The organism is Desulfobaculum senezii, from assembly GCF_054657395.1.
Genome location: NZ_BAAHYU010000002.1, coordinates 1,247,130 through 1,267,310 on the forward strand (window position 1 = coordinate 1,247,130; position 20,181 = coordinate 1,267,310).

Annotated in this window: 18 protein-coding genes; 5 read left to right on the forward strand and 13 right to left on the reverse strand. The window is 63.2% G+C overall.

Annotation, left to right across the window (positions count from 1 at the left end; translation table 11 throughout):
- Positions 1-5: 5 nt before the first annotated feature.
- Genes ACYQ2T_RS06395 through ACYQ2T_RS06405 form a run of 3 tightly spaced genes read left to right on the forward strand, consistent with a single transcriptional unit; the run spans position 6 to position 4,065 of the window.
- Entirely contained in the window at positions 6-1,055 is a 1,050-nt protein-coding gene (locus ACYQ2T_RS06395; protein ID WP_459899380.1) for a TylF/MycF/NovP-related O-methyltransferase, read from the forward strand.
- Positions 1,055-2,371, forward strand: a complete 1,317-nt coding sequence (locus tag ACYQ2T_RS06400; RefSeq protein ID WP_459899382.1) for a glycosyltransferase family 4 protein — start codon at positions 1,055-1,057, stop codon at positions 2,369-2,371. The genes ACYQ2T_RS06395 and ACYQ2T_RS06400 overlap by 1 nt, the downstream gene beginning before the upstream one ends.
- Positions 2,372-2,409: 38 nt before the next feature.
- On the forward strand, positions 2,410-4,065 hold the full coding sequence (locus ACYQ2T_RS06405) for a CgeB family protein (RefSeq protein WP_459899384.1): 1,656 nt from the start codon (positions 2,410-2,412) through the stop codon (positions 4,063-4,065).
- Here the strand turns inward: ACYQ2T_RS06405 and ACYQ2T_RS06410 are convergent.
- From ACYQ2T_RS06410 to ACYQ2T_RS06455, 10 genes are all read right to left on the reverse strand, one after another.
- Complete coding sequence (locus tag ACYQ2T_RS06410) at positions 3,983-4,981, reverse strand: glycosyltransferase family 2 protein (protein WP_459899386.1); 999 nt, start codon at positions 4,979-4,981, stop codon at positions 3,983-3,985. The two genes, ACYQ2T_RS06405 and ACYQ2T_RS06410, sit on opposite strands and share 83 nt — an antisense overlap.
- A 9-nt stretch (positions 4,982-4,990) precedes the next feature.
- The gene (locus ACYQ2T_RS06415; RefSeq protein WP_459899388.1) at positions 4,991-5,941 is read right to left on the reverse strand and encodes a glycosyltransferase; all 951 of its coding nucleotides are present in this window, start codon (positions 5,939-5,941) and stop codon (positions 4,991-4,993) included.
- A gap of 9 nt (positions 5,942-5,950) precedes the next feature.
- Positions 5,951-7,030, reverse strand: coding sequence for an N-acetylneuraminate synthase family protein (locus tag ACYQ2T_RS06420; protein WP_459899390.1), 1,080 nt, complete (start codon positions 7,028-7,030; stop codon positions 5,951-5,953).
- On the reverse strand, positions 7,027-7,641 hold the full coding sequence (locus ACYQ2T_RS06425) for a winged helix-turn-helix transcriptional regulator (RefSeq protein WP_459899392.1): 615 nt from the start codon (positions 7,639-7,641) through the stop codon (positions 7,027-7,029). Before ACYQ2T_RS06425 ends, ACYQ2T_RS06420 begins: the two co-directional genes overlap by 4 nt.
- 558 nt (positions 7,642-8,199) lie before the next feature.
- Entirely contained in the window at positions 8,200-9,024 is an 825-nt protein-coding gene (locus ACYQ2T_RS06430; protein WP_459899394.1) for a tetratricopeptide repeat protein, read from the reverse strand.
- A 208-nt stretch (positions 9,025-9,232) separates the two neighbouring features.
- Positions 9,233-10,363, reverse strand: coding sequence for a glutamine-hydrolyzing carbamoyl-phosphate synthase small subunit (gene carA, locus ACYQ2T_RS06435; RefSeq protein WP_459899396.1), 1,131 nt, complete (start codon positions 10,361-10,363; stop codon positions 9,233-9,235).
- Positions 10,363-11,106 carry a 3-deoxy-manno-octulosonate cytidylyltransferase gene (kdsB, locus tag ACYQ2T_RS06440; RefSeq protein ID WP_459899398.1) on the reverse strand — a complete coding sequence of 248 codons (744 nt, stop codon included), beginning with the start codon at positions 11,104-11,106 and terminating at the stop codon, positions 10,363-10,365. The genes carA and kdsB overlap by 1 nt, the downstream gene beginning before the upstream one ends.
- Positions 11,106-12,377 carry a 3-deoxy-D-manno-octulosonic acid transferase gene (locus ACYQ2T_RS06445; protein ID WP_459899400.1) on the reverse strand — a complete coding sequence of 424 codons (1,272 nt, stop codon included), beginning with the start codon at positions 12,375-12,377 and terminating at the stop codon, positions 11,106-11,108. The genes kdsB and ACYQ2T_RS06445 overlap by 1 nt, the downstream gene beginning before the upstream one ends.
- Before the next feature lie 12 nt (positions 12,378-12,389).
- On the reverse strand, positions 12,390-13,292 hold the full coding sequence (locus ACYQ2T_RS06450) for a D-alanine--D-alanine ligase family protein (protein ID WP_459899402.1): 903 nt from the start codon (positions 13,290-13,292) through the stop codon (positions 12,390-12,392).
- Entirely contained in the window at positions 13,255-13,941 is a 687-nt protein-coding gene (locus tag ACYQ2T_RS06455) for an HD domain-containing protein (RefSeq protein ID WP_459899404.1), read from the reverse strand. Before ACYQ2T_RS06455 ends, ACYQ2T_RS06450 begins: the two co-directional genes overlap by 38 nt.
- Before the next feature lie 236 nt (positions 13,942-14,177).
- Here ACYQ2T_RS06455 and hypD point away from each other — a divergent pair, with 236 nt between their 5' ends.
- Together hypD and hypE are read left to right on the forward strand one after the other, a co-directional pair.
- Entirely contained in the window at positions 14,178-15,269 is a 1,092-nt protein-coding gene (hypD, locus tag ACYQ2T_RS06460) for a hydrogenase formation protein HypD (RefSeq protein WP_459899405.1), read from the forward strand.
- Positions 15,270-15,273: 4 nt separating this feature from the next.
- Complete coding sequence (gene hypE, locus ACYQ2T_RS06465; protein WP_459899407.1) at positions 15,274-16,281, forward strand: hydrogenase expression/formation protein HypE; 1,008 nt, start codon at positions 15,274-15,276, stop codon at positions 16,279-16,281.
- Between the two features lie 335 nt (positions 16,282-16,616).
- Here the strand turns inward: hypE and ACYQ2T_RS06470 are convergent, their stop codons facing one another.
- From ACYQ2T_RS06470 to ispH, 3 genes are all read right to left on the reverse strand, one after another.
- On the reverse strand, positions 16,617-18,260 hold the full coding sequence (locus ACYQ2T_RS06470; RefSeq protein ID WP_459899410.1) for an NAD+ synthase: 1,644 nt from the start codon (positions 18,258-18,260) through the stop codon (positions 16,617-16,619).
- 73 nt (positions 18,261-18,333) lie between these two features.
- Positions 18,334-19,290: a chemotaxis protein gene (locus ACYQ2T_RS06475; protein WP_459899412.1), complete on the reverse strand. Its 957-nt coding sequence runs from the start codon at positions 19,288-19,290 to the stop codon at positions 18,334-18,336.
- A gap of 42 nt (positions 19,291-19,332) precedes the next feature.
- Complete coding sequence (gene ispH / locus ACYQ2T_RS06480; protein WP_459899414.1) at positions 19,333-20,181, reverse strand: 4-hydroxy-3-methylbut-2-enyl diphosphate reductase; 849 nt, start codon at positions 20,179-20,181, stop codon at positions 19,333-19,335.

Sequence of the window (20,181 nt, forward strand, 5' to 3'; positions counted from 1 at the left end):
GCATCATGTTGCAGCGAATAGAACAGTCCTTCGAGACCGTCCGGCGCATCCTTGCCGGTGTGGACCGAAACAGCCCGCAGGGCGCGTCCATTGTGGAAAGCAGCGTCCGCCCCTTTCTTGTGGACCTTGCCGCCATGACGGAGCAGCTGCTCCAGAGCGGCCAGTACGGCGACGCCCTGCGCCTGACCAGCCTTGCCAAGACGCTTCGCGTTCCCGTGGCGGGGATGGACCTGTTGCGGGCGCAGGCCTTCATCGGCTTGCAGGACCCGCCATCCGCCGTGGAGGCCCTGAAGGAGGAACTGCGCTACACTCCGGACAGCGCCCCCGCGCGTGAGATGCTGGAGAAGCTCAAGGAACTGGGCTTTGGCACCGTGGCCGGGCGGTACGGCGAGGAATTCGCGGAGCTCCTCGCGCGTATCAAGCCCTACACCATGGTGCCGGAGGCGCGGCTGCATTCGCTGTTTCGCCTTGCGCGGCGGGTGTGCACAACGGACGTTCCCGGCAATTTTGTGGAGTGCGGCGTGGCGGCTGGCGGTTCCAGCGCGCTGCTGGCCGCTGTGGTGCGCCGCTACAGCACGCGCGAGCGCCATGTGTATTCCTTTGATACCTTTGAGGGTATGCCCGAGCCCACGGCGGAGGACGTGCACGGCGATGTCCACGCCGAGGAGACGGGCTGGGGCACGGGCACCTGCGCCGCGCCGGAGGAGAGCCTGCTTGCCATCTGCTCCGAGCTTGGCGTGGCGGACATCGTGCGCCCGGTGAAGGGCCTGTTTGGCGAAACACTCCCGGCCGCGCGCGCCGAGGTGGGCGAGGTCGCCTTCCTGCACATGGATGGCGACTGGTACGAATCCACGCGCGACATTTTGCAGAACCTCTACGACGCCTTGCATCCACAGGCCCTTGTTCAGGCCGATGATTACGGCTTTTGGCGGGGGTGCCGTAAGGCTATGGAGGAATTTCAGGCCGAGCGCGGCATCCGCTTTTCGCTGCGGCCCATCGACAACGACGGCGTCTGGTTCGACCGCGCCCGCGTGACGGCGGCGGAGGAGGCCTGATGCGCGTTCTGCATCTGTGCATGCAGCACTATGGCGGGGCCGGAACAGCGGCGTATCGCCTGCACGCGGGCCTTGTGGCGCAGGGCGTGGACAGCCGCATGTGCGTGCTGAACCGTCAGGGCGATGATGCCGCCATTGCTGTGGCGACACGCGAGGGCGAGCCTGTGCACGCCGTTACCGGTCCGGATGGGGTGGTAACGCACATTTCGCAGGCGTGGGTGGATGCGGGCAGGCGCTGGCAGGCCCTGCTGGCGGACTACCCGGAGCGCCCCGGCAATCTGGAAATATTTACGGACACGGCTTCCACGCTGGATGTGGACGATATTCCCGGCATCCATGAGGCGGATGTGGTGCATCTGCATTGGGTGGCCGGAATGATTGATTTTTCCCGCCCCCTTGGGGCACTCTCAGCGCGCCCTGTGGTGTGGACCCTGCACGATATGAATCCCTTCACCGGCGGCTGTCATTATTCTGCCGGGTGTGAGCGCTGGACTGAGGGGTGCGGCATGTGCCCCGCCCTTGGTTCCACGCGGCGTGATGACATATCGCACGCGGCGTGGCGGACGCGGCATGCGGCCTATGGCGCGCTGCGGCCCGAGGTGGTCACCCCCAGCCGTTGGCTCGGCGGGTTGGCCTCGCGCAGTCCTCTGTTTTCCGGGCGGCGTGTACGGGTCATCCCCAACGGGTTGGATACTGAGGTGTTTAAGCCATGGCCCGCGTCAGCAATCCGCGAGGGGCTTGGCGTGCCGCAGGACGCCTTTGTTCTGCTGTTTGGCGCGGCCAGTGTGGCGAACCACCGTAAGGGCTTCCGGCAGATGGTGCGCGCCCTTGAGGAGCTCCGAAGCCTTGGCCGCGTGCCAAACGCCGTGCTTGGCGTGTTTGGACAGTGGGGCGGCGCTGCGCCGCGTCTACCCTTCCCGGTGATGGAGTTTGGCTACGTGCATGACGAGCCAACCCTCGCCGCGCTGTATTCCATGGCGGACATGGTGCTCATCCCCTCGCTGGAGGACAACCTGCCGAGCGTGGTGCTGGAGGCCCTTGCCTGCGGAACGCCCGTTGGGGCCTTTGATGTAGGCGGTATGCCGGACATGGTGGACCACCGCGCGACGGGCTGGCTGGCCCGGCCCTATGATGCGCGCGACCTTGCGTCTGGCATTGTGTGGGCCAACGCCATGAAGGAGCGGGACCCGGCCCTTGGCCTTCGGTGCCGGACCACGGTGCTGGAGCGGTTTTCATTACGCAGGCAGGTGCAGGCCTACCGCGACCTGTACACACGGTTGACGCAGGCCACCGCGCCGCGCGCGTATTCGGTGTAAACAGACAACATCTTCCATCCAAGAGACTCAAGGCAACAATGCGAATCTGTATAGTGAACAACACCCATCTGGCGGACGCGTTTTCCGCCATGGGGCATGATGTGCTTGGCCTGCGCGTGCAGCCGGGAATCCAGAATATTGCCGCTCTGCTTGCGGAGCATGATTTTCAGCCGGAATTGTTTGTGGAGGTGGAGGTCCTTGGCGCCCGTCCTGTCCTGACTGGGCTGAACGAAATAGCGTGCACCAAGCTCTTTTGGTCTGTGGACACACACCTGAACGCATGGTGGCATGTGGATTATGGGCGGCTGTTTGATGCGGTGCTGACCACCCAGCAGCACTGGGTGCCGCGCCTTGAGGCTTGCGGTTTGCCGCGCGTGTACTGGCTGCCGTGGTTTGGCGTGCGCCGCCCCTACCGCCCGTGGCAGGAGCGCAGCCACACCTTTGGCTTTATTGGCCGCCTGTCCGGCTATCGCCCCGTGCGGCGCAGGCTGGTGGACTATATGACCATCCACCACGGCATGGCCTTCTATGAAAATATTCCCTACGACCAGCTTCATGAGACTTACGCCGATGTTTGCGTCATCCCCAACGAGTCCATCCTCGCGGAAGTGAACTTCCGCCTGTTCGAAGGGGCGAGCGTGGGAAGCCTTGTGCTGAACCAGCGCGGCGGCACCGACATTGCCGGGCTGTTTGAACCCGGCAAGGAAGTGCTGGAATACGGCGACGTGTTGGAGCTTGAGGAGCACGTGCGCTACGTGAAGCGTCATCCCGAAGTGGCGGAGGCCATGGCCCACGCCGCGTGGGAGCGCGTACAGCGCGAGCACCTTGTAGAGCACCGCGCGCAGCGGATTGTGGAGTACGCGGCCCAGTGCGGGCAAAACGGCGTGACCGGAGAAGACGCCGCGTGGCATATGGCGTCCACACTGTCCATGCTGTGGGAGGCTGAATACCTGCGCGGCAACGGCGAGCGCATTTTGCAACTGGCTAAGGGCTTTGAGGATGAGCATATGGTGGCGCGGACCCTGCGCCTTGAATGGTCGCTGGAAAAGCATGAGGACTTGCGCGAACTGTGCGCGTGGCTGATGGATTCCGGCGACTATCACCAGAGCTTTGTGGTGAACTTTGCCGGGAGCATGTGCGCGTTGGGCCTTGGTGAGGTTGGCCTTGCCAAGGGGTTCTGGTACCGGCAGGTCACTGACGGTGGTTCGTCGTTTCTGAAGGCGGAAACGCCGTGCGATGTGTACATGGCGTGGGCGCGGGAGTGCCGTAAGCGTGGGCTGCTGTTCCGTCCGGGCCTGCGCTTTGTGCCGGGGCAGAGTTTGCCTGAGGCTGCTGTGGAGTGCTGCATTGCCGCCTCGGCCTGCGCGCCGGAGGATATGCGGGTGATGAAACAGTTGGTGAATCTGTGCGGCACGCTGGAGGGCACGGGCGAATACCACCTGGGTTTTGCCTCGGCGCTGTCCCTGCGCGAGCCGGACAACTGGCGGCTGGGCGTGGACCTTGCGCGGGTGAACTTTGAGGTGGTGCGCTATGAGTCTGGCGTGGAGGAATTGCGCCTTGCCCATGAAAGCGCCGTGAAGCACCAGCGCGAGGAATCGTTTTTTAAGATGCTTATGCGCCGTGACCCGTCGGGGCGGACACTCCGTCTTGTCCGTGAAGGGGTTCGGGCGTCTGTGGGTTCGGACGCGCCGTAAGGTAGACGCCCTCGGCGATCCATTTGTCATGATAGGCCGCCCAGCTGTCCCCTGATTCCCGCCCGATGTCGTGGTGCACGCAGATGGAGTAGGGCAGGGGATAGTCGGCGCGCAGGCTTTGCCCAAATGCCCGCAGACGCAGCTTTTCCAGCCCCAGCGCGGTGATGTGCACGTCAAAGTGCTGCGTCTGGCGTGGTAGGGGCGGTAAGGCCCGCAGGCGGGCGTTGTTGGCAAGCTGCTCTTCGCGCAGGGCCGTACAGTTGTTGGCGGCGTGCTGGCGGTACCAGTAGAGCTTTTCCGGAATGAAGGCCGTCTTTTCTGCGCCCGCCCGTTCGATAAGGGCAAAGTACAGCGCCAAGTCTCCTGCCGCGCGCACGGGCTGGCCGCTGTCGTCACACAGGACCGACCGGTCCAACTCCTCCAGCAAATATCCCTTGAATGTCCGCAACTGGGACAGGCACCATAGCTGTTGCCGTACCGGAATGCCCGGTATCAACGGCGCGCCCGTGGAGCCCTCCGTCCCCTGAATCTGCATATCCGTCCAGACCACATCATAGCCAAGGGCGTGCGTTTGCATCACCCGCGCAAGTGCGCCGGGCAGGAGCATATCGTCCCCGTCAAGAATGGCGACCACATCGCGCGGGCCGGGCGCGGCGGCGTCGATGCCGCTAAGGGTGTTGCCCATCAGGCCAAGGCGCGTGCGCTGGCGCAGAAAGGTGATGCGTGGGTCGCTCAGGTAGTCCCGCGCTGCGTTGACGGTGTCGTCCGTGGACGCATCGTCAGCGACGGTGGCGGACCAGTCGTCCCGCTCCTGCGAGACGAGGGAGGCGAGGCACTGGGCAAGCCATTGGCCGCAGTTGCGGCAGGGGATGATGATGTGCAGGTGCCGGGGAGCAAGGGCGCTGTTGATGGGCATGGTGGTTCCTCACGAAAGGGTGGCGTACACGCTGCTGAGGTGGGCGACGACTTTCCGGTCGCTCCAATGGTCTTCCATAAACGCGCGGCTGGCGCGGCCTACGGCGTTGCGGCGGTCGCAGTCGCAGGCAAGGTCCGTGATGGCGTGGGCCAGTTCGTCCCGCCCATGGGCCACAATCCATGGCAGGTCCTGCGTTTCGGCAAAGTCCTGCATATGTCCTGTGCACCACTCATCCAGCCCCGCCACCGTGGGCACGCCCTGACTCAGCCCCTCAAGGCTGCTCATGCCGTAATAGCCCTGCATATGGTCAAACTGCATGTGGCACTGACGCTTGCGGCGCAGGCATTCCTTGTGGGGAATGTCATCCATAAGCTCCAGATGCGGGCGGGAGCCGTTCAGGGTGGTCAGCACGTGGAGCAGGTCGTCCGTATTTTTGAGGTCCTTGCGCGTGGGGGAATGGGCAAGGCGGACGGGCGCGGCGTCGCGCTGGTCAAGGGGCATGTAGAGCGGGTCGTCCTGCGGGACGAGGTTTGGCTGCCATGTGGCCTCCGGCAGCAGGCGCAAAAGGTCCGGCGTGCTGACAAGGAGGTTGGAGCGGCCAAGGGCAGCGTACTTGTCCCGGAAGTGCTGGGGATTGCCGCGAAAGGCCGGGTGCCCGTGGTGATGGTGGACGATGGCCTTGCCGCGCATGTAGTCGGCGGGGACAAACGGCCCTAGGCGCAGGTGCTCGTCCGCCGTCATATGAAAGTGAAAAACGTCTGCGTGCTCCAGCTCGTCGCGCAGGGCGTCTATCCCGGCGGCATCGAGGCTTGGCACATGCAGGTCCGCGTCCCACGCGTGGCTGTAGCGCGTTTCCAGCGTGACCACGCGGCAAAAGTGCTCCGTGTGCTGGTTCAGGGCGTTGGCAAAGCCGATGGCGGTGCCCGCCGGGTCGTTGATGGCAATCATCAGTATGCGCATGGCGTTGTCCTATCGCCCCACGGCGTGCTGCGCGGTTTCCATATCCTCCCAGCACAGCTGGGCGTCCGCCGGGATGTCGCGCAGAAGGCTTTGTCCGAGCACGGCGTCCCAGTGGATGGGGGAGAGGCCCGTTCCCGGGCACTTGGCGGCGATGTCGGCTTCGGTGATGCGCTGTCCGGCGCGCAAGGGGCGGGCGGCGACGATGCTTTTGCGCAGTTTGGCCGCGCACTGCTGCTCCGCCGGGAACACGCGTTTGGTGGTGGTGCGCAGGGCGGCCTGCGTTTCGCGGACCATGGCCGAAAGCTGGGCGAACTCCGCCGGGTCGAGGGAGGCCTTGTGGTCCGTGCCGCGCATGGTTTTATCCAGCGTAAAGTGGCGCTCCACAATGCAGGCCCCAAGGGCCACGGCGGCAAGAGTGGGCGCAAGGCCGGACTCGTGCCCGGAATAGCCCACAGGCAGGCCGTAGCGCGAGCGCAGCTGCGCCATGACGGGGACGCCTGTGTCTTCGGGCGCGCAGGGATAGCTGCTGTTGCAGTGCAGCAGTGCCACCGGAGCCTCGCCGGCGGTAAGGGCGTGCACCGCGGCGTCAATGTCCGCAAGGTCGCTCATGCCCGTGGAGAGGATGACGGGGCGGCCCACAGCGCTCAGGCGGCGCAGCATGGGGATGGTGGTCAGGTCCGCCGAGGCGACCTTGAACAGCTCCACATCCATGCCGATAAGCCCCTCGAGGCTTGGCATATCCCACGCAGAGGCGAAAAAGACCATGCCCAGCGCTTCGGCTTCGGCCTTGAGTTCGGCCAGTTGGGGCAGAGTGAGTTCCAGTGCTTCGCGGTGTTCGCCGTAGGTGGGACCAAAGCTGTTGGCCCCGGTGTAGGGCGCGCACAGCCCGGCCTGCGTGAACAGTGCGGCGTTGTCGCGCTTTTGAAATTTGACGGCGTCCGCGCCGGCGCGGGCGGCTTCGCGTACCATCTGGCGGGCAATGTCCATGCTGCCTTGATGGTTGTTGCCGACCTCGGCGATGAGAAAGCAGGGCAGGCCGGGGCCGATGCGTCGCCCGGAGGCAAGCTGTATGGGGGGATGCGGGGTCATAGTTTCACCACGGGGATGTTTCTGGTTTCAGCAAGGGGCTGAATCTGTTGAAAGATGTCGTCCGCCTGTCCAAAGGACGTAATGACGATGGCGTCGCAGGTGAGCGTTTTAAGGACGTGGGGCGGAAAGATGGTATGCCCGGCCAGCTGCTGGCTGTGTTTGTCCGGGTCGTTGTCCAGCAGGGCGAGGACGGTGCAGTCCATGTGCCGCAGGGTGGAGAGGGCAATCTCGCAGGTCTCGGACGCGCCAAAGAGCACCAGCCGTTTTTGGCCGCGTTCCTCCAGCACTTGGAGTTTGCGCCGGACGAGGGATTTGACGGCGGTGTAGCTGCGGACAACCTCCGCGCAATAGGCGGAGAAGAGGTCGCGGCGCAGGCGCTCGCCCGCGTCGGTCAGCAGGTATTCATAGTTGCGGGCGTTGACGGGGCGGGCCTCGACGCAGTTTTTGCCGCGCAGATCTTTGAGGTAGCTGTTGACCATGGCACCGGACATACCGGTGCGCTCCCCAAGCCCGGACTGGCTGAGGTGTGGCGTTTCCGCAAGCGCCTCAAGGATGGCGAGGGTGCGGTATTCTGTGCTGGGACGGACAAATTGTCCCGAAAGGTGCAGCATGGTCACTCCGCGAAGCGCGTTAAACATTCACCTACTGAATGTTTGTATGCAATGCAGGGGCCAATGTCAAAGCCGTGAGCAAATCCAGGGGCTGGGAAAATGGCTGGGGAAAAGTGTCGAAACTTTGGCGCAGACTTTGCCGGGTATGGTTCCGTTCAGGGGGTGCGGGAGCGCAAGAAGCGGGGCGCACCCGCGCTCGTGGAACTCCCGCATGCGGTATGGGCCGGGCGAAATATTCGTTGACTGAATGATGAGCGCAGGCGAGGTGCGGCTCACGGCTCACGGCTCACGGCTCACGGCTCACGGCTCACGGCTCACGGCTCACGGCTCACGGCTCACGGCTCACGGCTCACGGCTCACGGCTCACGGCTCACGGCTCACGGCTCACGGCTCACGGCTCACGGCTCACGGCTCACGGAGGGCGGGGATGTGCTCTAGGGTGGGATTGACTGGACGCAAAGCGGGGACGCTGGGCGGAGGGCCGGAGGGCCAGAGGGCGCAAAAAAGGGCGCGGTCGTCACGACGGCGCCCCTGTGGTCGGGTGTGGTTGCGTGCAGGCTATTTGTCCTGCTTGGCGGCTTCTTTGCGCATCTTCTTTTTGGCGAAGGTGTGCATCTTTTTGGCCTCGGAAAAGTCGGGCGACAGCTTCACCGCCATGGCGGCAACGCGGGCGACCTTGTCCCACTTCTCCCAGTCGATGTACAGGCGGCCGATGTTGAAATACAGCCCCGGGTCGTCTTTGGCGAGCTTCAGCGCCTTGACGTAGTACTTCTCGGCCATGTCAAAGCGGTTCATCTTGCGCAGAACCATACCCACGCGGTTGTACAGGTGGGCGGACTCCGGAAATTCCTTCAGCGCCTGCGTCAGGTATTCCAGCGCGTCCTCGTGGCGTTCGGCCTTGAGGAGCAGTTCGGCGATCTGCGTTTTCAGGTCCGTATCGTCGGAAAATTGCAGAACCAGCTTGTCAAAGACGAACTTGGCGTCCTTGAACTTTTTGCGTCCCAGCAGTTCCTTACCACGGGCAAGGCCCGTGACCTTTTGCTCCTCAATGGCGGCCAGCAGCTGCTTGGCCTCGTCCACGGCGCTGCCCTGAAGGTCTTCGAGCAGTTCGCGCAGGGTGCCCATGAGCTGCTTTTCCTGCCCCGCATTGTATTCCAAAACCATGGGGCAGACTTTTTTGAATTCGGCGTCGTTGTTGAGGGTGTACAGCGCTTGCTCCACGCTGGTGCCGAATTCTTTCTTCTCATGCGCCATGAGCGGCGTGCGCAGGATAATGCCGATGGCGTCGTGCAGGCTGACAATGGCCGGAAGGAGCTTCTTCTGCTTGAGATAGCGTTGAATGCCGGAAAGTTGCGATCGTGCTTTGATGAGCTCGGTGGACATGCCGTTTCCTTGTCTGAGTGTCGGATGTCTTTCAGATGTAGGGGAAAAATGGGCCGGATGCAAAGCGAGTTTCAGCGTTCACACGCGATTTTGTGGCGGCGGCGGGGGAAGGTGCTGCCAGTATTGGCAGTTCCGTCAAAAGTGCTTGATGACGGGGCTTTTTTCCGCGCCGCGGGCAAATCGCGTGTGAACGCTGGGGCTTACGTTGTTACACTCCGGCGTGGGTGCGAATGAGTTCGCGGAAACGGGGGAAGAAGTACTGGCTGTCGTGCGGACCGGGCCCGGCTTCCGGGTGGTGCTGGATGGCCAGAATGGGCTTCGTGGTGTGGCGGAAGCCCTCCAGAGTGTTGTCGTTGAGGTTGATGTGCGTCACCTCGATGTCCTGCACCCCTTCCATGTCCACACAGAAGCCGTGGTTCTGGGAGGAAATTTCAATGCGGCCGGTGGTGAGGTCCTTGACCGGATGATTCACGCCGTGGTGGCCGAATTTCAGCTTGTAGGTCGTGCCGCCGAGGGCCTGACCAAGAATCTGATGACCAAGGCAGATGCCCGCAAGGGGGTAGTTGTTTGCCAGCGTGGTGACGGTGCCGATAACGTCGCCAAGGGTGGCCGGGTCGCCGGGACCGTTGGACAGGAAGACGGCGTGGGGCTTCACGGCGTCCACCTGCTGGGCGGTAAAGTGCGGGGGCACGACGAGCAGGTCCAGCCCCTGTGCGGCGAGCAGGCGCAGGATGTTCCACTTCACGCCAAAGTCGTACACCACAACCTTGGGGCCGTTTCCGGGCCAGTCGTAGGTGCCGTCGGCGGCGATGGAGACGGTGCGCGGGGCGCCGTCCACCCATGTGTACGGCTCCTTGGGCGCGACGCGCTCGGCAAGGTTTTGGCCGTCCATGGAGGGCAGGCCCTTGGCGCGTTCCACCAGCTCCTCGGGGGTGACGTCGTCCGTGCTGATGATGGCGCGCTGCGCGCCGTGCAGGCGGATGTGGCGGGTCAGGGCGCGGGTGTCGATGCCCTCAATGCCCATGACGCCATGCTCCGTAAGGTAGTCCGGCAGGGACATCTTGGAGCGCCAGTTGCTGGGGACCTTGCAGCATTCCTTAACGATGAAGGCCTCGACCCAGACGCGCGAGGATTCGACGTCTTCCAGATTGACGCCGTAGTTCCCAACAAGGGGATACGTCATGCAGACCATCTGTCCGGCGTAGGAGGGGTCCGTAAGGACTTCCTGATAGCCGGTCATTCCAGTGTTGAAGATGGCCTCGCCGCCAGCATTCCCGGCGCCGGTGAAGGAGCGGCCCTCAAACCAGGTGCCGTCTTCCAGGGCTAAAATGGCTTTCATCAGTTGTTCTCCGATAACGCGTTGATGACTTTTTCGATGTCCTCGGGACGGTCCACGCCGTGCGTGCGAAATTGCGTGGGCACGACGTAGATGGGGATATCATTCTCAAGCAGGCGTAGTTGTTCCAGCTTTTCCTGCCGTTCCAGCTCGCTTTGGCCAAGGGCCACAAAGCGGCGCAGGGTGCGCATGCGGAAGGCGTACAGGCCAATGTGACCCCAGTAATTCCCCTCGCCGCCATCGCGCAGGTGAGGGATGGGGGCACGGGAAAAATACAGCGCAGAGCCGCTTCTGGTCCAGACGACCTTTACTTGGTCCGGGCTGGCCGCTTCCTCGGCGGTAATCTTGGTGGCAAGGGTGGCCACGCGGATGTTCGGGTCCGCAAAGGGCTCCACCAGTTCGGTCAGCATGGCTGGCTCAAGCAGGGGTTCGTCGCCCTGAATGTTCACCACCACGGCGTCGTCCGGGACGGAGAGGGTCTCTGCCGCCTCCAGCACGCGGTCTGTGCCGCTGGTGTGCTCTGTGCCCGTCATAACCACGGGCACGTTGAACTTGCAGGCTTCGGTATAGATGCGGGAATCGTCCGTGGCGAGGACGACTTTGCCGAAAAGGGGGCATTGGATGGCGCGCTGGTACACGTGCCAGAACATGGGGCGGCCCAGAATGTCCGCCAAAGGCTTGCCCTCGAAGCGGGACGAGGCGTACCGCGCGGGGATGATGCCGTAACAGGGAGGAAGCTGTGGCATTACAGATACCTGGTGATGCAGTCCACCGCCGACCGCGTGCCGCCCTGCCGCGCGCCGATGTATTCTGCGGCGCGGCGCTGCACGGAGTCCTGCGGTTTGGGACGGTTCAGGTTCTTGATAAGTGTGGCCGCAAGGGTGCGGGCGTCCGGGACCTCGGTGACGAGGCCACTGTCCACAATGTCGCGGCCGATCCAGTCAAAGTTCTTCCAGTGCGGGCCGATGACGGGCGAAACCCCGTGGGTGAGCGGCTCAAGGAAGTTCTGACCTCCCAGCGGGCGCAGACTGCCGCCCACAAAGACGGCGCGCGCAAACCCGTAGGCCGCGCCCAGCTCGCCGAAGGTATCCCACAGGATGGGCGTCCCCGGAGGCGGTGCTTCGGAAAGTTGCGAGCGCAGGACAACGGGCAACCCGGCTTCATACAGGGCTTTCGCCCAAAAGTCGAGCCTGTGCATGTGCCGGGGAAAAACAGCCAGATTCGTCTTGGGCCGCGCCTCGTGCACCAGCGTTATGGCCTCCATCACCTCGGCTTCCTCTTCCTGCCGGATGGAGCCGAAAACGGCCGTGGAGGTTTTGCCGCCAAGGATGCGCGCTACGGGAGTGTCCTTGTGCGCCTGCTGGGGTGTGGTGGGGCAGCGGTCAAACTTGATATTGTTCATGCCGCCGACGCGGTCCTCGCCAAAGACAAGGGAGAAGCGCTGGCGCGCCGCGCCGTTGATGGCAAGGATGCGCTCTGGTGCTATGTCCTGCAGCAGGTCCTGCACGGCAAGGTAGCCGGGAAGGCTGCTGGCGCTCATGCGGCCGTTGACCACCAGCACCGGGATGTCGTGCCGCTTTGCGGCGGCGAGCATGCCGGGCCAGAGTTCGGTTTCCAGCGAAACGATGACGCGGGGGCTGAAGCGCTGCATGGCCGTGTTCATGAGCATGGGCATGTCCAGCGGAAAGTACGCCAGCCGCGTTGCCAGCAGGTTGTTCTTTTCGGCTTCGTCTGTGGCCTGCTGGAGGATGTCCATGCCCTGACTGGTGCCGGTGGTAATCAGCACGCGCAGGGGCCTGTCGTCCGGCAGGGCCAGCAGAATCTCACGCGCGAGGTAGGCCTCGCCCGCTGATGCGGCCTGCATCCAGATGTCCACAGGGCCTTCAGGGCCGGAGAGGAGTATGCGTTCCTGCCAGCCCTGACGCATGCGTTTGGACAGGGCAAGGGCCGGAAGGGCAAGGGGCCAGACAGCACTGTAGAGGCCGAGTGCGGCTCGGGTTTTCATGGTGAGTGTCATAGGCTCTCTAGGCTAGCGGGACAGACCGAGGTCGATGAGTCTGGCGATGAGGTCGTCGAAGGAGTATCCGGCCTCGGCGGCGGCCTGCGGCACAAGGCTGGTGGCCGTCATTCCCGGCAGGGTGTTCATTTCAAGCAGGTAGGCGGCGTCGTCCGTGACGATGAAGTCGCCCCGGCTGTAGCCGTACAGGCCAAGGGCCTTGTGCGCGGCGAGAGTGGCCTTGCGGATGGGCTCCGCCACGCTCTCGTCGATGGGCGCGGGGCAGATTTCCTGCGCAACACCGGGCTTGTATTTGTTTTCGTAGTCAAAGAACGCCGCGCTTTCGTTGGGCTGAATCATAATCAGGGGCAGGGCCTCGTCGCCAAGGATGGCGCAGGTGACTTCCTTGCCCTTCATGAGGGGTTCCAGCAGCGCCTCCTGCCCAAGGTCGGCAATGGTGGCCAGCGCAGGGGCGAGGTCGGCGTGGTCGGTGACCATGCTCATGCCAAGGCTGGAGCCGCCAAGGTTGGGCTTGGCAAACAGCGGCAGGCCGATGCTGGGCGTCCAGTCGGGGCCGGGCTTGTCGGTGACCAGCTCCCAGTCCGGCGTCAGGATGCCATGCTCGCGGAACACGCCCTTGGCCGCGGCCTTGTGCAGGGCCAGGAAGGACGCCGCAGGGCCGGAGCCTTGGTAGGGGCAGCCGACGGTATCCAAGATGGCCTGAACTAGGCCGTCTTCGCCGGGAGCGCCATGCAGGTTGATAAACGCAAAGTCGTGGGCGCGGGCGGTGGAGATGAGGGAGTCGAAGGACGCGGAAAGATCGAAGAACGTGACGTCATGACCAAGGCGGAGCAGGGATTCCTGCACGGCCTTGGCACCGCTGAGGGAGACGGCGCGCTCAGTCGACCAGCCTCCCGCTATCAAAAGTACACGCATTGAGATTGACCTCGAGGTGTTCGTTAAGGCTTTTTTCAATGGCCATGGTCTGCTGCATGGAGCGTTCTATGCGGCTTCGGGCCATTTCGCTCTTGCCGTATCGTTCAAGGATGTCGGCAAAACGCACGCCAAGGGGCACGATGGCATCGTGCCGCACGCGCTTATCGGCGTAGAGCACGACAAGGGGCAGAAAGTAACGGACGACGTCCACGGTGTAGGGCCACCATACGTGGTGCAAAACGCCCTGCGACAGCAGCGGATTGCCGGTGTGCTCCATGGCCCATGCCGCACCCAGCTGGCTGTGATGGCCGCCGTGCTCGATGCAGTAAATTTTGGCGATGTCGTGGAGCAGGGCGGAGGCGCGGACAAGGCGCACCGCGGGCTGGCCGTCAATAAGGCCGCGCTGGGCTGCGCGCTCTGCTATGGCGGTGGCAACGCGGGCCACCTGCCGCGAGTGATTGCGGATGTGCTCCGGCATGCTGCGCAGGTCCCAATAGGCCGTGCAGGTGTCGTCGTCTGGAACAAAGAACTCGTCCGGCGTGAAGGGGACGGCAAGGTCCAATTCATCCGGGGTGGGGAGGAAATCCCTGCCTGTGCGCGAAGATGCCTTGGCTGTGCAGGCAGTTTCCTTGCTTGTGGATGAGCGCATGAAAACAGAATTCCTTGGGGAAAAACGGGTGGAGTCCGGCTTATGCCGAACGCGTAGTCGTTCTACCAGCCGAAGCTGGAAAAATAAAGGGTCCGCTTGTGCTTTGGGGGGCTTTCGTAGTATGCCCGAAATCTCCCGCAACAAGTTGAAATGAGCGGGGATTTCCCATGTTCCGGCGCTTCCGGGACCTCTGGGGGAACTGCAACCCGACCGGAAACCGGCGAAAGGATACGACTGTGAGTGTGCTCGACAAGTTCAGTGATCCGAAGCTCTGCCGCTCCCTTCTGGACAGGATTCATGCGGAGCTGGACGGTGAACTGCGATTTATGGAGGTGTGCGGCACGCATACAGTGTCCATCTTCCGCAGCGGCCTGCATTCGCTTCTGCCAGAGCGAGTAATTCATCTCTCCGGCCCCGGCTGCCCCGTGTGCGTCACGCACGAGAGCGAGGTCGCCCTGTATTTGGACCTTGCCGCGCGCGACGACGTCATCGTGGCGACCTTTGGCGACCTGATGCGCGTTCCCGGTCCCGGTGGGCGCAACCTCAAGGCCGCGCAAGCCGAGGGCGCAAGGGTGCAGGTCGTCTATTCGCCCTTCGACGCCATAAAACTGGCGCAGGACAACCCGGACACCAAGGTCGTGTTCCTTGGCATCGGCTTTGAGACCACGGCACCCACCGTGGCCGCCACCGTGAAGATGGCGGAGCAGGCCGGATTGACCAATTTTCACGTCGTATCCTTCCACAAGCTGGTTCCGCCCGCGCTTGCGGCCCTTATGGCGGACCCGGAACTGCGTTTGGACGCCCTCATCATGCCCGGACATGTCACGTCCATCATTGGTCCTGCCGCGTACGGCTTCCTTGCCGACGAGTTCAAGCTGCCCGCCGTGGTCACCGGGTTCGACCCGCTGGACATTCTGCAGGCGCTGCTGGAACTGGTGCGCCAGCGTAATGACGGACGCGCCGAGGTGGTCAACATGTACACCCGCGCCGTGCCCGAGGAAGGCAACCCCAAAGCCGTTGCCATCATGAACGAGGTCTTTGATACGGCGGACGCCCTGTGGCGCGGCCTTGGGAAGATTCCGGCCAGCGGGCTGGAGTTTGCGCCGCAATATGAGCGGTTCGACGCCAAAAAGGTGCTGGGCCTCACCCTGCATGAAGAGCCGCCCATCCCCGGTTGCCGTTGCGGCGAGGTTTTGAAGGGCAAGCTCGCCCCCAACAAGTGTCCGCTCTTCGGCAAGGCGTGCACTCCGGCAAAACCCGTGGGCCCGTGCATGGTCTCCACGGAAGGTTCCTGCGCCGCGTACTTCAAATACCATACGGAGCTCTAGAGCAATGAGCGATACGAAGGTTCTTCTGGACTATGGAAGCGGAGGCAAGGCCTCCCAGCGTCTCATCAGTGACCTCTTTAAGGCGAACTTTTCCAATCCGGTGCTGAACAAGCTCGACGACGCCGCATTTCTCGACATCGCCGGACCGCTTGCCATGAGTACCGACACCTTCACCGTGGACCCCATCTTCTTCCCCGGCGGGGACATTGGCTCGCTGGCCGTGCATGGCACCGTCAACGATGTGGCCATGCTGGGCGCGCGTCCGCTGTATCTGTCCTGTGCTTATATCATTGAGGAGGGGCTTGATTTTGAGGTGCTGGAGCGCATCGTCAAGTCCATGGCGCGTGCGGCGGAGAATGCTGGCGTGTCCATTGTGACGGGCGACACCAAAGTTGTGCCCAAGGGCATGGCGGACAAAATCTTCATCAATACCACCGGCGTCGGCACCATGCTGGCGGAAAACCACCCCAGCGGCGAAAGCGCGCGCCCCGGTGATGTGGTGCTGGTCTCCGGCACCATGGGCGACCATGGCCTGACCATCCTTGCCCAGCGCGAGGGACTGCCCCTGACCACACACGTGGAAAGCGACAGCACCAACCTGAACCACCTGACCGAGGCCCTTATCACCGAGGTAGGCGATATTCACGTCCTGCGCGACCCGACGCGCGGCGGCCTTGCCACCACGCTGAACGAGATTGCCGAGGCCTCCAACGTGGGCATCACGCTGGAGGAGGAGCGCATTCCCGTGCATCCCGGCGTGAAGTCCGGCTGTGACATCCTTGGGCTGGACCCGCTGTATTTGGCCAATGAGGGCAAGTTCCTGTGCATCCTGCCCGAGGCCAAGGCCGAGAAGGCGCTTGAGGTCCTGCGCGCCAGCGAAGAGGGCCGCGAGGCCTGCCTTGTGGGCCGCGTGAGCGAGGACCACGCGGGCAAGGTCATCCTGCAGACGCCCCTTGGCGGCAAACGCCTGCTGAATATGCTGGAGGGCGAGCAGCTGCCGCGCATCTGCTAATCGCCTTCCCACTCTGCCGGGACGCGCTGCCGGCGCATCCCCGCGCGCTGATGCGGCCCCGCCGTCCCAGCGCCCAGAGCAGACCATAGAAAAAGCCCTTGCCATCCACGGACGGCAAGGGCTTTGTTTTGGCTCACTGGCTCACTGGCTCACTGGCTCACTGGCTCACTGGCTCACTGGCTCACTGGCTCACTGGCTCACTGGCTCACTGGCTCACTGGCTCACTGGCTCACTGGCTCACTGGCTCACTGGCTCACTGGCTCACTGGCTCACTGGCTCACTGGCTCACTGGCTCACTGGCTCACTGGCTCACTGGCTCACTGGCTGATGAAAAATTACTTGATAACGGCGGCAAGGGGCATGCGCCAGCCGGTGCCAAAGGCGCGGTCTGTTACCTTGATGCCCGGGGCGGCCTGTCGGCGTTTGAATTCCGCAATGCGTAGCAAGTGGCGCACGCGCTCAATGGTGTCGCGCTCAAAGCCTGCCTGCACGATGTCCTCGGGGGACTGGCGTTGGACCACAAGGCGCTCAAGGATGGCATCCAGCACCTCGTAGGGCGGCAGGGAGTCCTCGTCCTTCTGGTCCGGGCGAAGCTCGGCGGACGGGGGCTTGGTGATGACGCTGTCCGGGATGATTTCGCGCCCCTGCGTCATGTTGAGCCAACGGCACACGGCAAAGACCAGCGTCTTGGGCACGTCGGAGATGACGGCGAGGCCGCCGGACATGTCGCCATAGATGGTGCAGTAGCCCACGGCCAGTTCGGACTTGTTGCCCGTGGTGAGCAGCAGCGACCGGAATTTGTTGGACATGGCCATGAGCAGGTTGCCACGGATGCGGGCCTGAATATTTTCCTCGGTGACGTCGCGCTCAAAGCCGTCAAAAGCGCCGGAAAGGGCGTCGTCAAAGCCCTGCATCAGCGGGGCGATGGGGATGGTGCGCGTGGCGATGCCGAGGTTCGTTGCCAAGGCTTCGGCGTCGGCAATGCTGCCGTCACTGGACCACGGCGAGGGCATCAGCACGCCCAGCACGTTTTCCGGGCCCATGGCCTCGGCGGCCACAGCGGCCACAAGGGACGAGTCGATGCCGCCGGACAGGCCAAGCAGCACGCGAGAGAAGCCGCACTTGCGCACGTAGTCCCGCACGCCAAGGACAAGGGCGCGCCATGCCTCGCTTTCGGGCGTGAAGTCGTCGTCCTCCATGCGTCCGGTACAGGCCTGCGTATCCACCATCAGAACGTCCTCGTCAAAGGCCTTGCCGCGCGCGAACAGGCGGCCGTCCGGGGCAAAGGCCATGCTGCGCCCGGCAAAGACGAGGTCGTCGTTGCCGCCCACCTGATTGGCGTAGACAAGGGGCACGCCGTAGCGCCTTGCCGTCCACGCCAGCATATCCTGCCGGATGCGCTGCTTGCCGATGACAAAGGGCGAGGCCGAAAGATTGACGATGAGGTCCACACCGTCCTCGGGCAGTGTGCTCAGGGGGTCGCTGGAGTAGCGCGGCGTGTCCCAAAAGGTGGAGTCGTTCCAAACATCCTCGCAGATGGTGACGGCGATGCGGACGCCGTCCATGCGCAGGATGCCGGGGCCGTCTGCGGGCTCGAAATAGCGGTCTTCGTCAAAGACGTCGTAGGACGGGAGCAGGCTTTTGTGGAAAACGTCCGCAACTTTTCCGCCGGAAAGCAGGGCGGCGCTGTTGCGGTAGGGTTTTCCGGCTCCGGAGGTGTTTGGCGTGGCAATGCCCACCAAAACGGGGCAGGTATCGGCAAGGGTGGCGGCAAGGCGCGTGAGCGCCTGGTTGGCACGTTCGACAAAGCCGCCTTGCAGGAGCAGGTCGCGCGGGGGGTAGCCCATGACGGACAGCTCCGGCGCGATGCACATCTGCGCGCCCTTGCTGGCGGCAGCGCGGACGGCGGTGGCGATTTTCTCGGTGTTCCCTTCCAGATCTCCAACGGTCAGGTTCAGCTGCAGCAGAGCGAATTTCATGCGTAGAAGGACGCACTCCTACCCGGCGGACGGGAAGGAGTGCGGTTTTGAAGAAGTTGCGTGGCTGGAAGAGTTATTCCGCGGCTCCCATATACTTGTCAATGAGGTCCTTGGCGCGCAGGGCAAGCTGCGAGACCTCTGGCTTGGAAATCTGGTCGTCCGCGCCTACAGAATCGCCCTTGTGACGCAGGCGGTCTGTAATGAGGGAGGAGAAGAGCATGACGGGCAGGTCCTTGAGCACGGGGTGCTCCTTGACGTTCTTGGTCAGGCTCAGGCCGTCCATGCTGGGCATCTCGATGTCCGAGACCAGCACGTTGACGTAGTCCCAGATGGGCTTGTTGTTCTCAAGGGCGAGTTTGCTCAGCTCCTGCAGGCGGTCCCACGCTTCTTTGCCGTTGTGGGTGACCTCGACGGTGAAGCCGGCCTTTTGCAGCAGGTCCTTGAGCATCTCGCGGATGAGGGCGGAGTCGTCGGAGATAAGCGCCTTGAGGTTGTCGCCGCTTTCCCAGTGGATTGTTTCGTCAAGGCGCAGCCCGAGGGACGGGTTCAGTTCCGTGACGATTTTTTCAAGGTCGAGGATAAAGATGATGCGGTCATCCATCTTCACCACGCCGGTGATGGAGTCGTTGGACAGGTTGGAGACGTAGGTGTTCGGCGGCTCCACTTCCTCCCAGCTGATGCGGTGGATGCGGGTAACGCCGGAAACCATGAACGCCGTGGTGACCCTGTTGAACTCGGTCACGATAACCTTGGGCGGCTCGTTTTCCGTGCGCTCTTTGCCCAGCCACATGCTGAGGTCCACAAGTGGTGTGATGTGCGATCGCTGATTAAAAGCCCCGAGCACCGAGGGGTGCGTCACTTCCGGCATTTCCGTCACCTGCGGCATGCGGATGATTTCAAGGACCTTGGCGACGTTGACGCCGTAGTAGCCTTGATAGTGTTCGCCTTCCTCGGACGGCTCGTTAATGTAGAATTCAACGATTTCGAGCTCGTTGGTTCCCGATTCGAGCAGAATATTCGTATGGGACATAAGTGCTCCTTCGGTCCTCCTGTTGTGGATGAGCCGCTGGGTTTAGAAAGACTTCAGCTTGTCGACAATCTCACCAATTATTTTATCAGGCGTGGACGCCCCGGCTGTCAAGCCGATTCTGGAAATCCCCCGGTAGGCATCGGCGCTCAGTTCATCGGCGGTCTCCACATGGTCGCACTGGACGCCTTGGTCGCGCACCACCTGAACAAGGCGGCGCGTATTGCCGCTGTTGCGTCCGCCTGCAACAATCATGCGATCCACCTCGCGCGCAATGCGGATCGCTTCCTGCTGGCGGATGCGCGTGGCATCGCAGATGGTCTCCAGCACAGGAATGGGCGCGGGAAGTGCGGTGGCAAGATATTCTTTGAGTTCTTCAAAGAGGTTACGGTCCTGCGTGGTTTGGGCGGCAAGAAAGTACTCGGTGCCGGGCTTGAGTGCTGCCTTGAGCTCCTCCAGCGTTTCAAAGACCACGGCGTCCGGCCCGGCGTAGGACAGCAGCCCCCGGACCTCCGGGTGGTCGGCTTCGCCGTACAAGAGCAGGGTGCGGCCGTTTTCCGTCTCGCGCGCGATGAGCAGCTGGGCTTTTTTGACCTTGGGGCAGGTGGCGTCGTGGATGTCCACGCCGCGCTTTTTCATGTCGTCCTCAAGCGCCTGCGGCACGCCGTGGGCGCGGATGACCACCACATCGCCGTCTTCGGCGTCCTTGGCGCATTCAATCACTTCCACACCGTGGGCGGCGTAGTGCTCCAGCACCTGCGGGTTGTGAATGATGGGGCCGAGGGTGCGAATGTGGCGAATGCCCTCGGCGGCTTTCACAACGGCGTTCAGCTTTTTGAGGGCAAGGCTGACGCCCATGCAGAAGCCCGCGGTATCGGCGAGTACGACTTCCAT

What these genes read in the sequence shown, in the direction of transcription:
- ACYQ2T_RS06395 (WP_459899380.1), top strand. Translation starts at nt 6, where the DNA reads ATGTTGCAGCGAATAGAACAGTCCTTCGAGACCGTCCGGCGCATCCTT.
- ACYQ2T_RS06400 (WP_459899382.1), top strand. Translation starts at nt 1,055, where the DNA reads ATGCGCGTTCTGCATCTGTGCATGCAGCACTATGGCGGGGCCGGAACA.
- ACYQ2T_RS06405 (WP_459899384.1), top strand. Translation starts at nt 2,410, where the DNA reads ATGCGAATCTGTATAGTGAACAACACCCATCTGGCGGACGCGTTTTCC.
- ACYQ2T_RS06410 (WP_459899386.1), bottom strand. Translation starts at nt 4,981, where the DNA reads ATGCCCATCAACAGCGCCCTTGCTCCCCGGCACCTGCACATCATCATC.
- ACYQ2T_RS06415 (WP_459899388.1), bottom strand. Translation starts at nt 5,941, where the DNA reads ATGCGCATACTGATGATTGCCATCAACGACCCGGCGGGCACCGCCATC.
- ACYQ2T_RS06420 (WP_459899390.1), bottom strand. Translation starts at nt 7,030, where the DNA reads ATGACCCCGCATCCCCCCATACAGCTTGCCTCCGGGCGACGCATCGGC.
- ACYQ2T_RS06425 (WP_459899392.1), bottom strand. Translation starts at nt 7,641, where the DNA reads ATGCTGCACCTTTCGGGACAATTTGTCCGTCCCAGCACAGAATACCGC.
- ACYQ2T_RS06430 (WP_459899394.1), bottom strand. Translation starts at nt 9,024, where the DNA reads ATGTCCACCGAGCTCATCAAAGCACGATCGCAACTTTCCGGCATTCAA.
- carA (WP_459899396.1), bottom strand. Translation starts at nt 10,363, where the DNA reads ATGAAAGCCATTTTAGCCCTGGAAGACGGCACCTGGTTTGAGGGCCGC.
- kdsB (WP_459899398.1), bottom strand. Translation starts at nt 11,106, where the DNA reads ATGCCACAGCTTCCTCCCTGTTACGGCATCATCCCCGCGCGGTACGCC.
- ACYQ2T_RS06445 (WP_459899400.1), bottom strand. Translation starts at nt 12,377, where the DNA reads ATGACACTCACCATGAAAACCCGAGCCGCACTCGGCCTCTACAGTGCT.
- ACYQ2T_RS06450 (WP_459899402.1), bottom strand. Translation starts at nt 13,292, where the DNA reads ATGCGTGTACTTTTGATAGCGGGAGGCTGGTCGACTGAGCGCGCCGTC.
- ACYQ2T_RS06455 (WP_459899404.1), bottom strand. Translation starts at nt 13,941, where the DNA reads ATGCGCTCATCCACAAGCAAGGAAACTGCCTGCACAGCCAAGGCATCT.
- hypE (WP_459899407.1), top strand. Translation starts at nt 15,274, where the DNA reads ATGAGCGATACGAAGGTTCTTCTGGACTATGGAAGCGGAGGCAAGGCC.
- ACYQ2T_RS06470 (WP_459899410.1), bottom strand. Translation starts at nt 18,260, where the DNA reads ATGAAATTCGCTCTGCTGCAGCTGAACCTGACCGTTGGAGATCTGGAA.
- ACYQ2T_RS06475 (WP_459899412.1), bottom strand. Translation starts at nt 19,290, where the DNA reads ATGTCCCATACGAATATTCTGCTCGAATCGGGAACCAACGAGCTCGAA.
- ispH (WP_459899414.1), bottom strand. Translation starts at nt 20,181, where the DNA reads ATGGAAGTCGTACTCGCCGATACCGCGGGCTTCTGCATGGGCGTCAGC.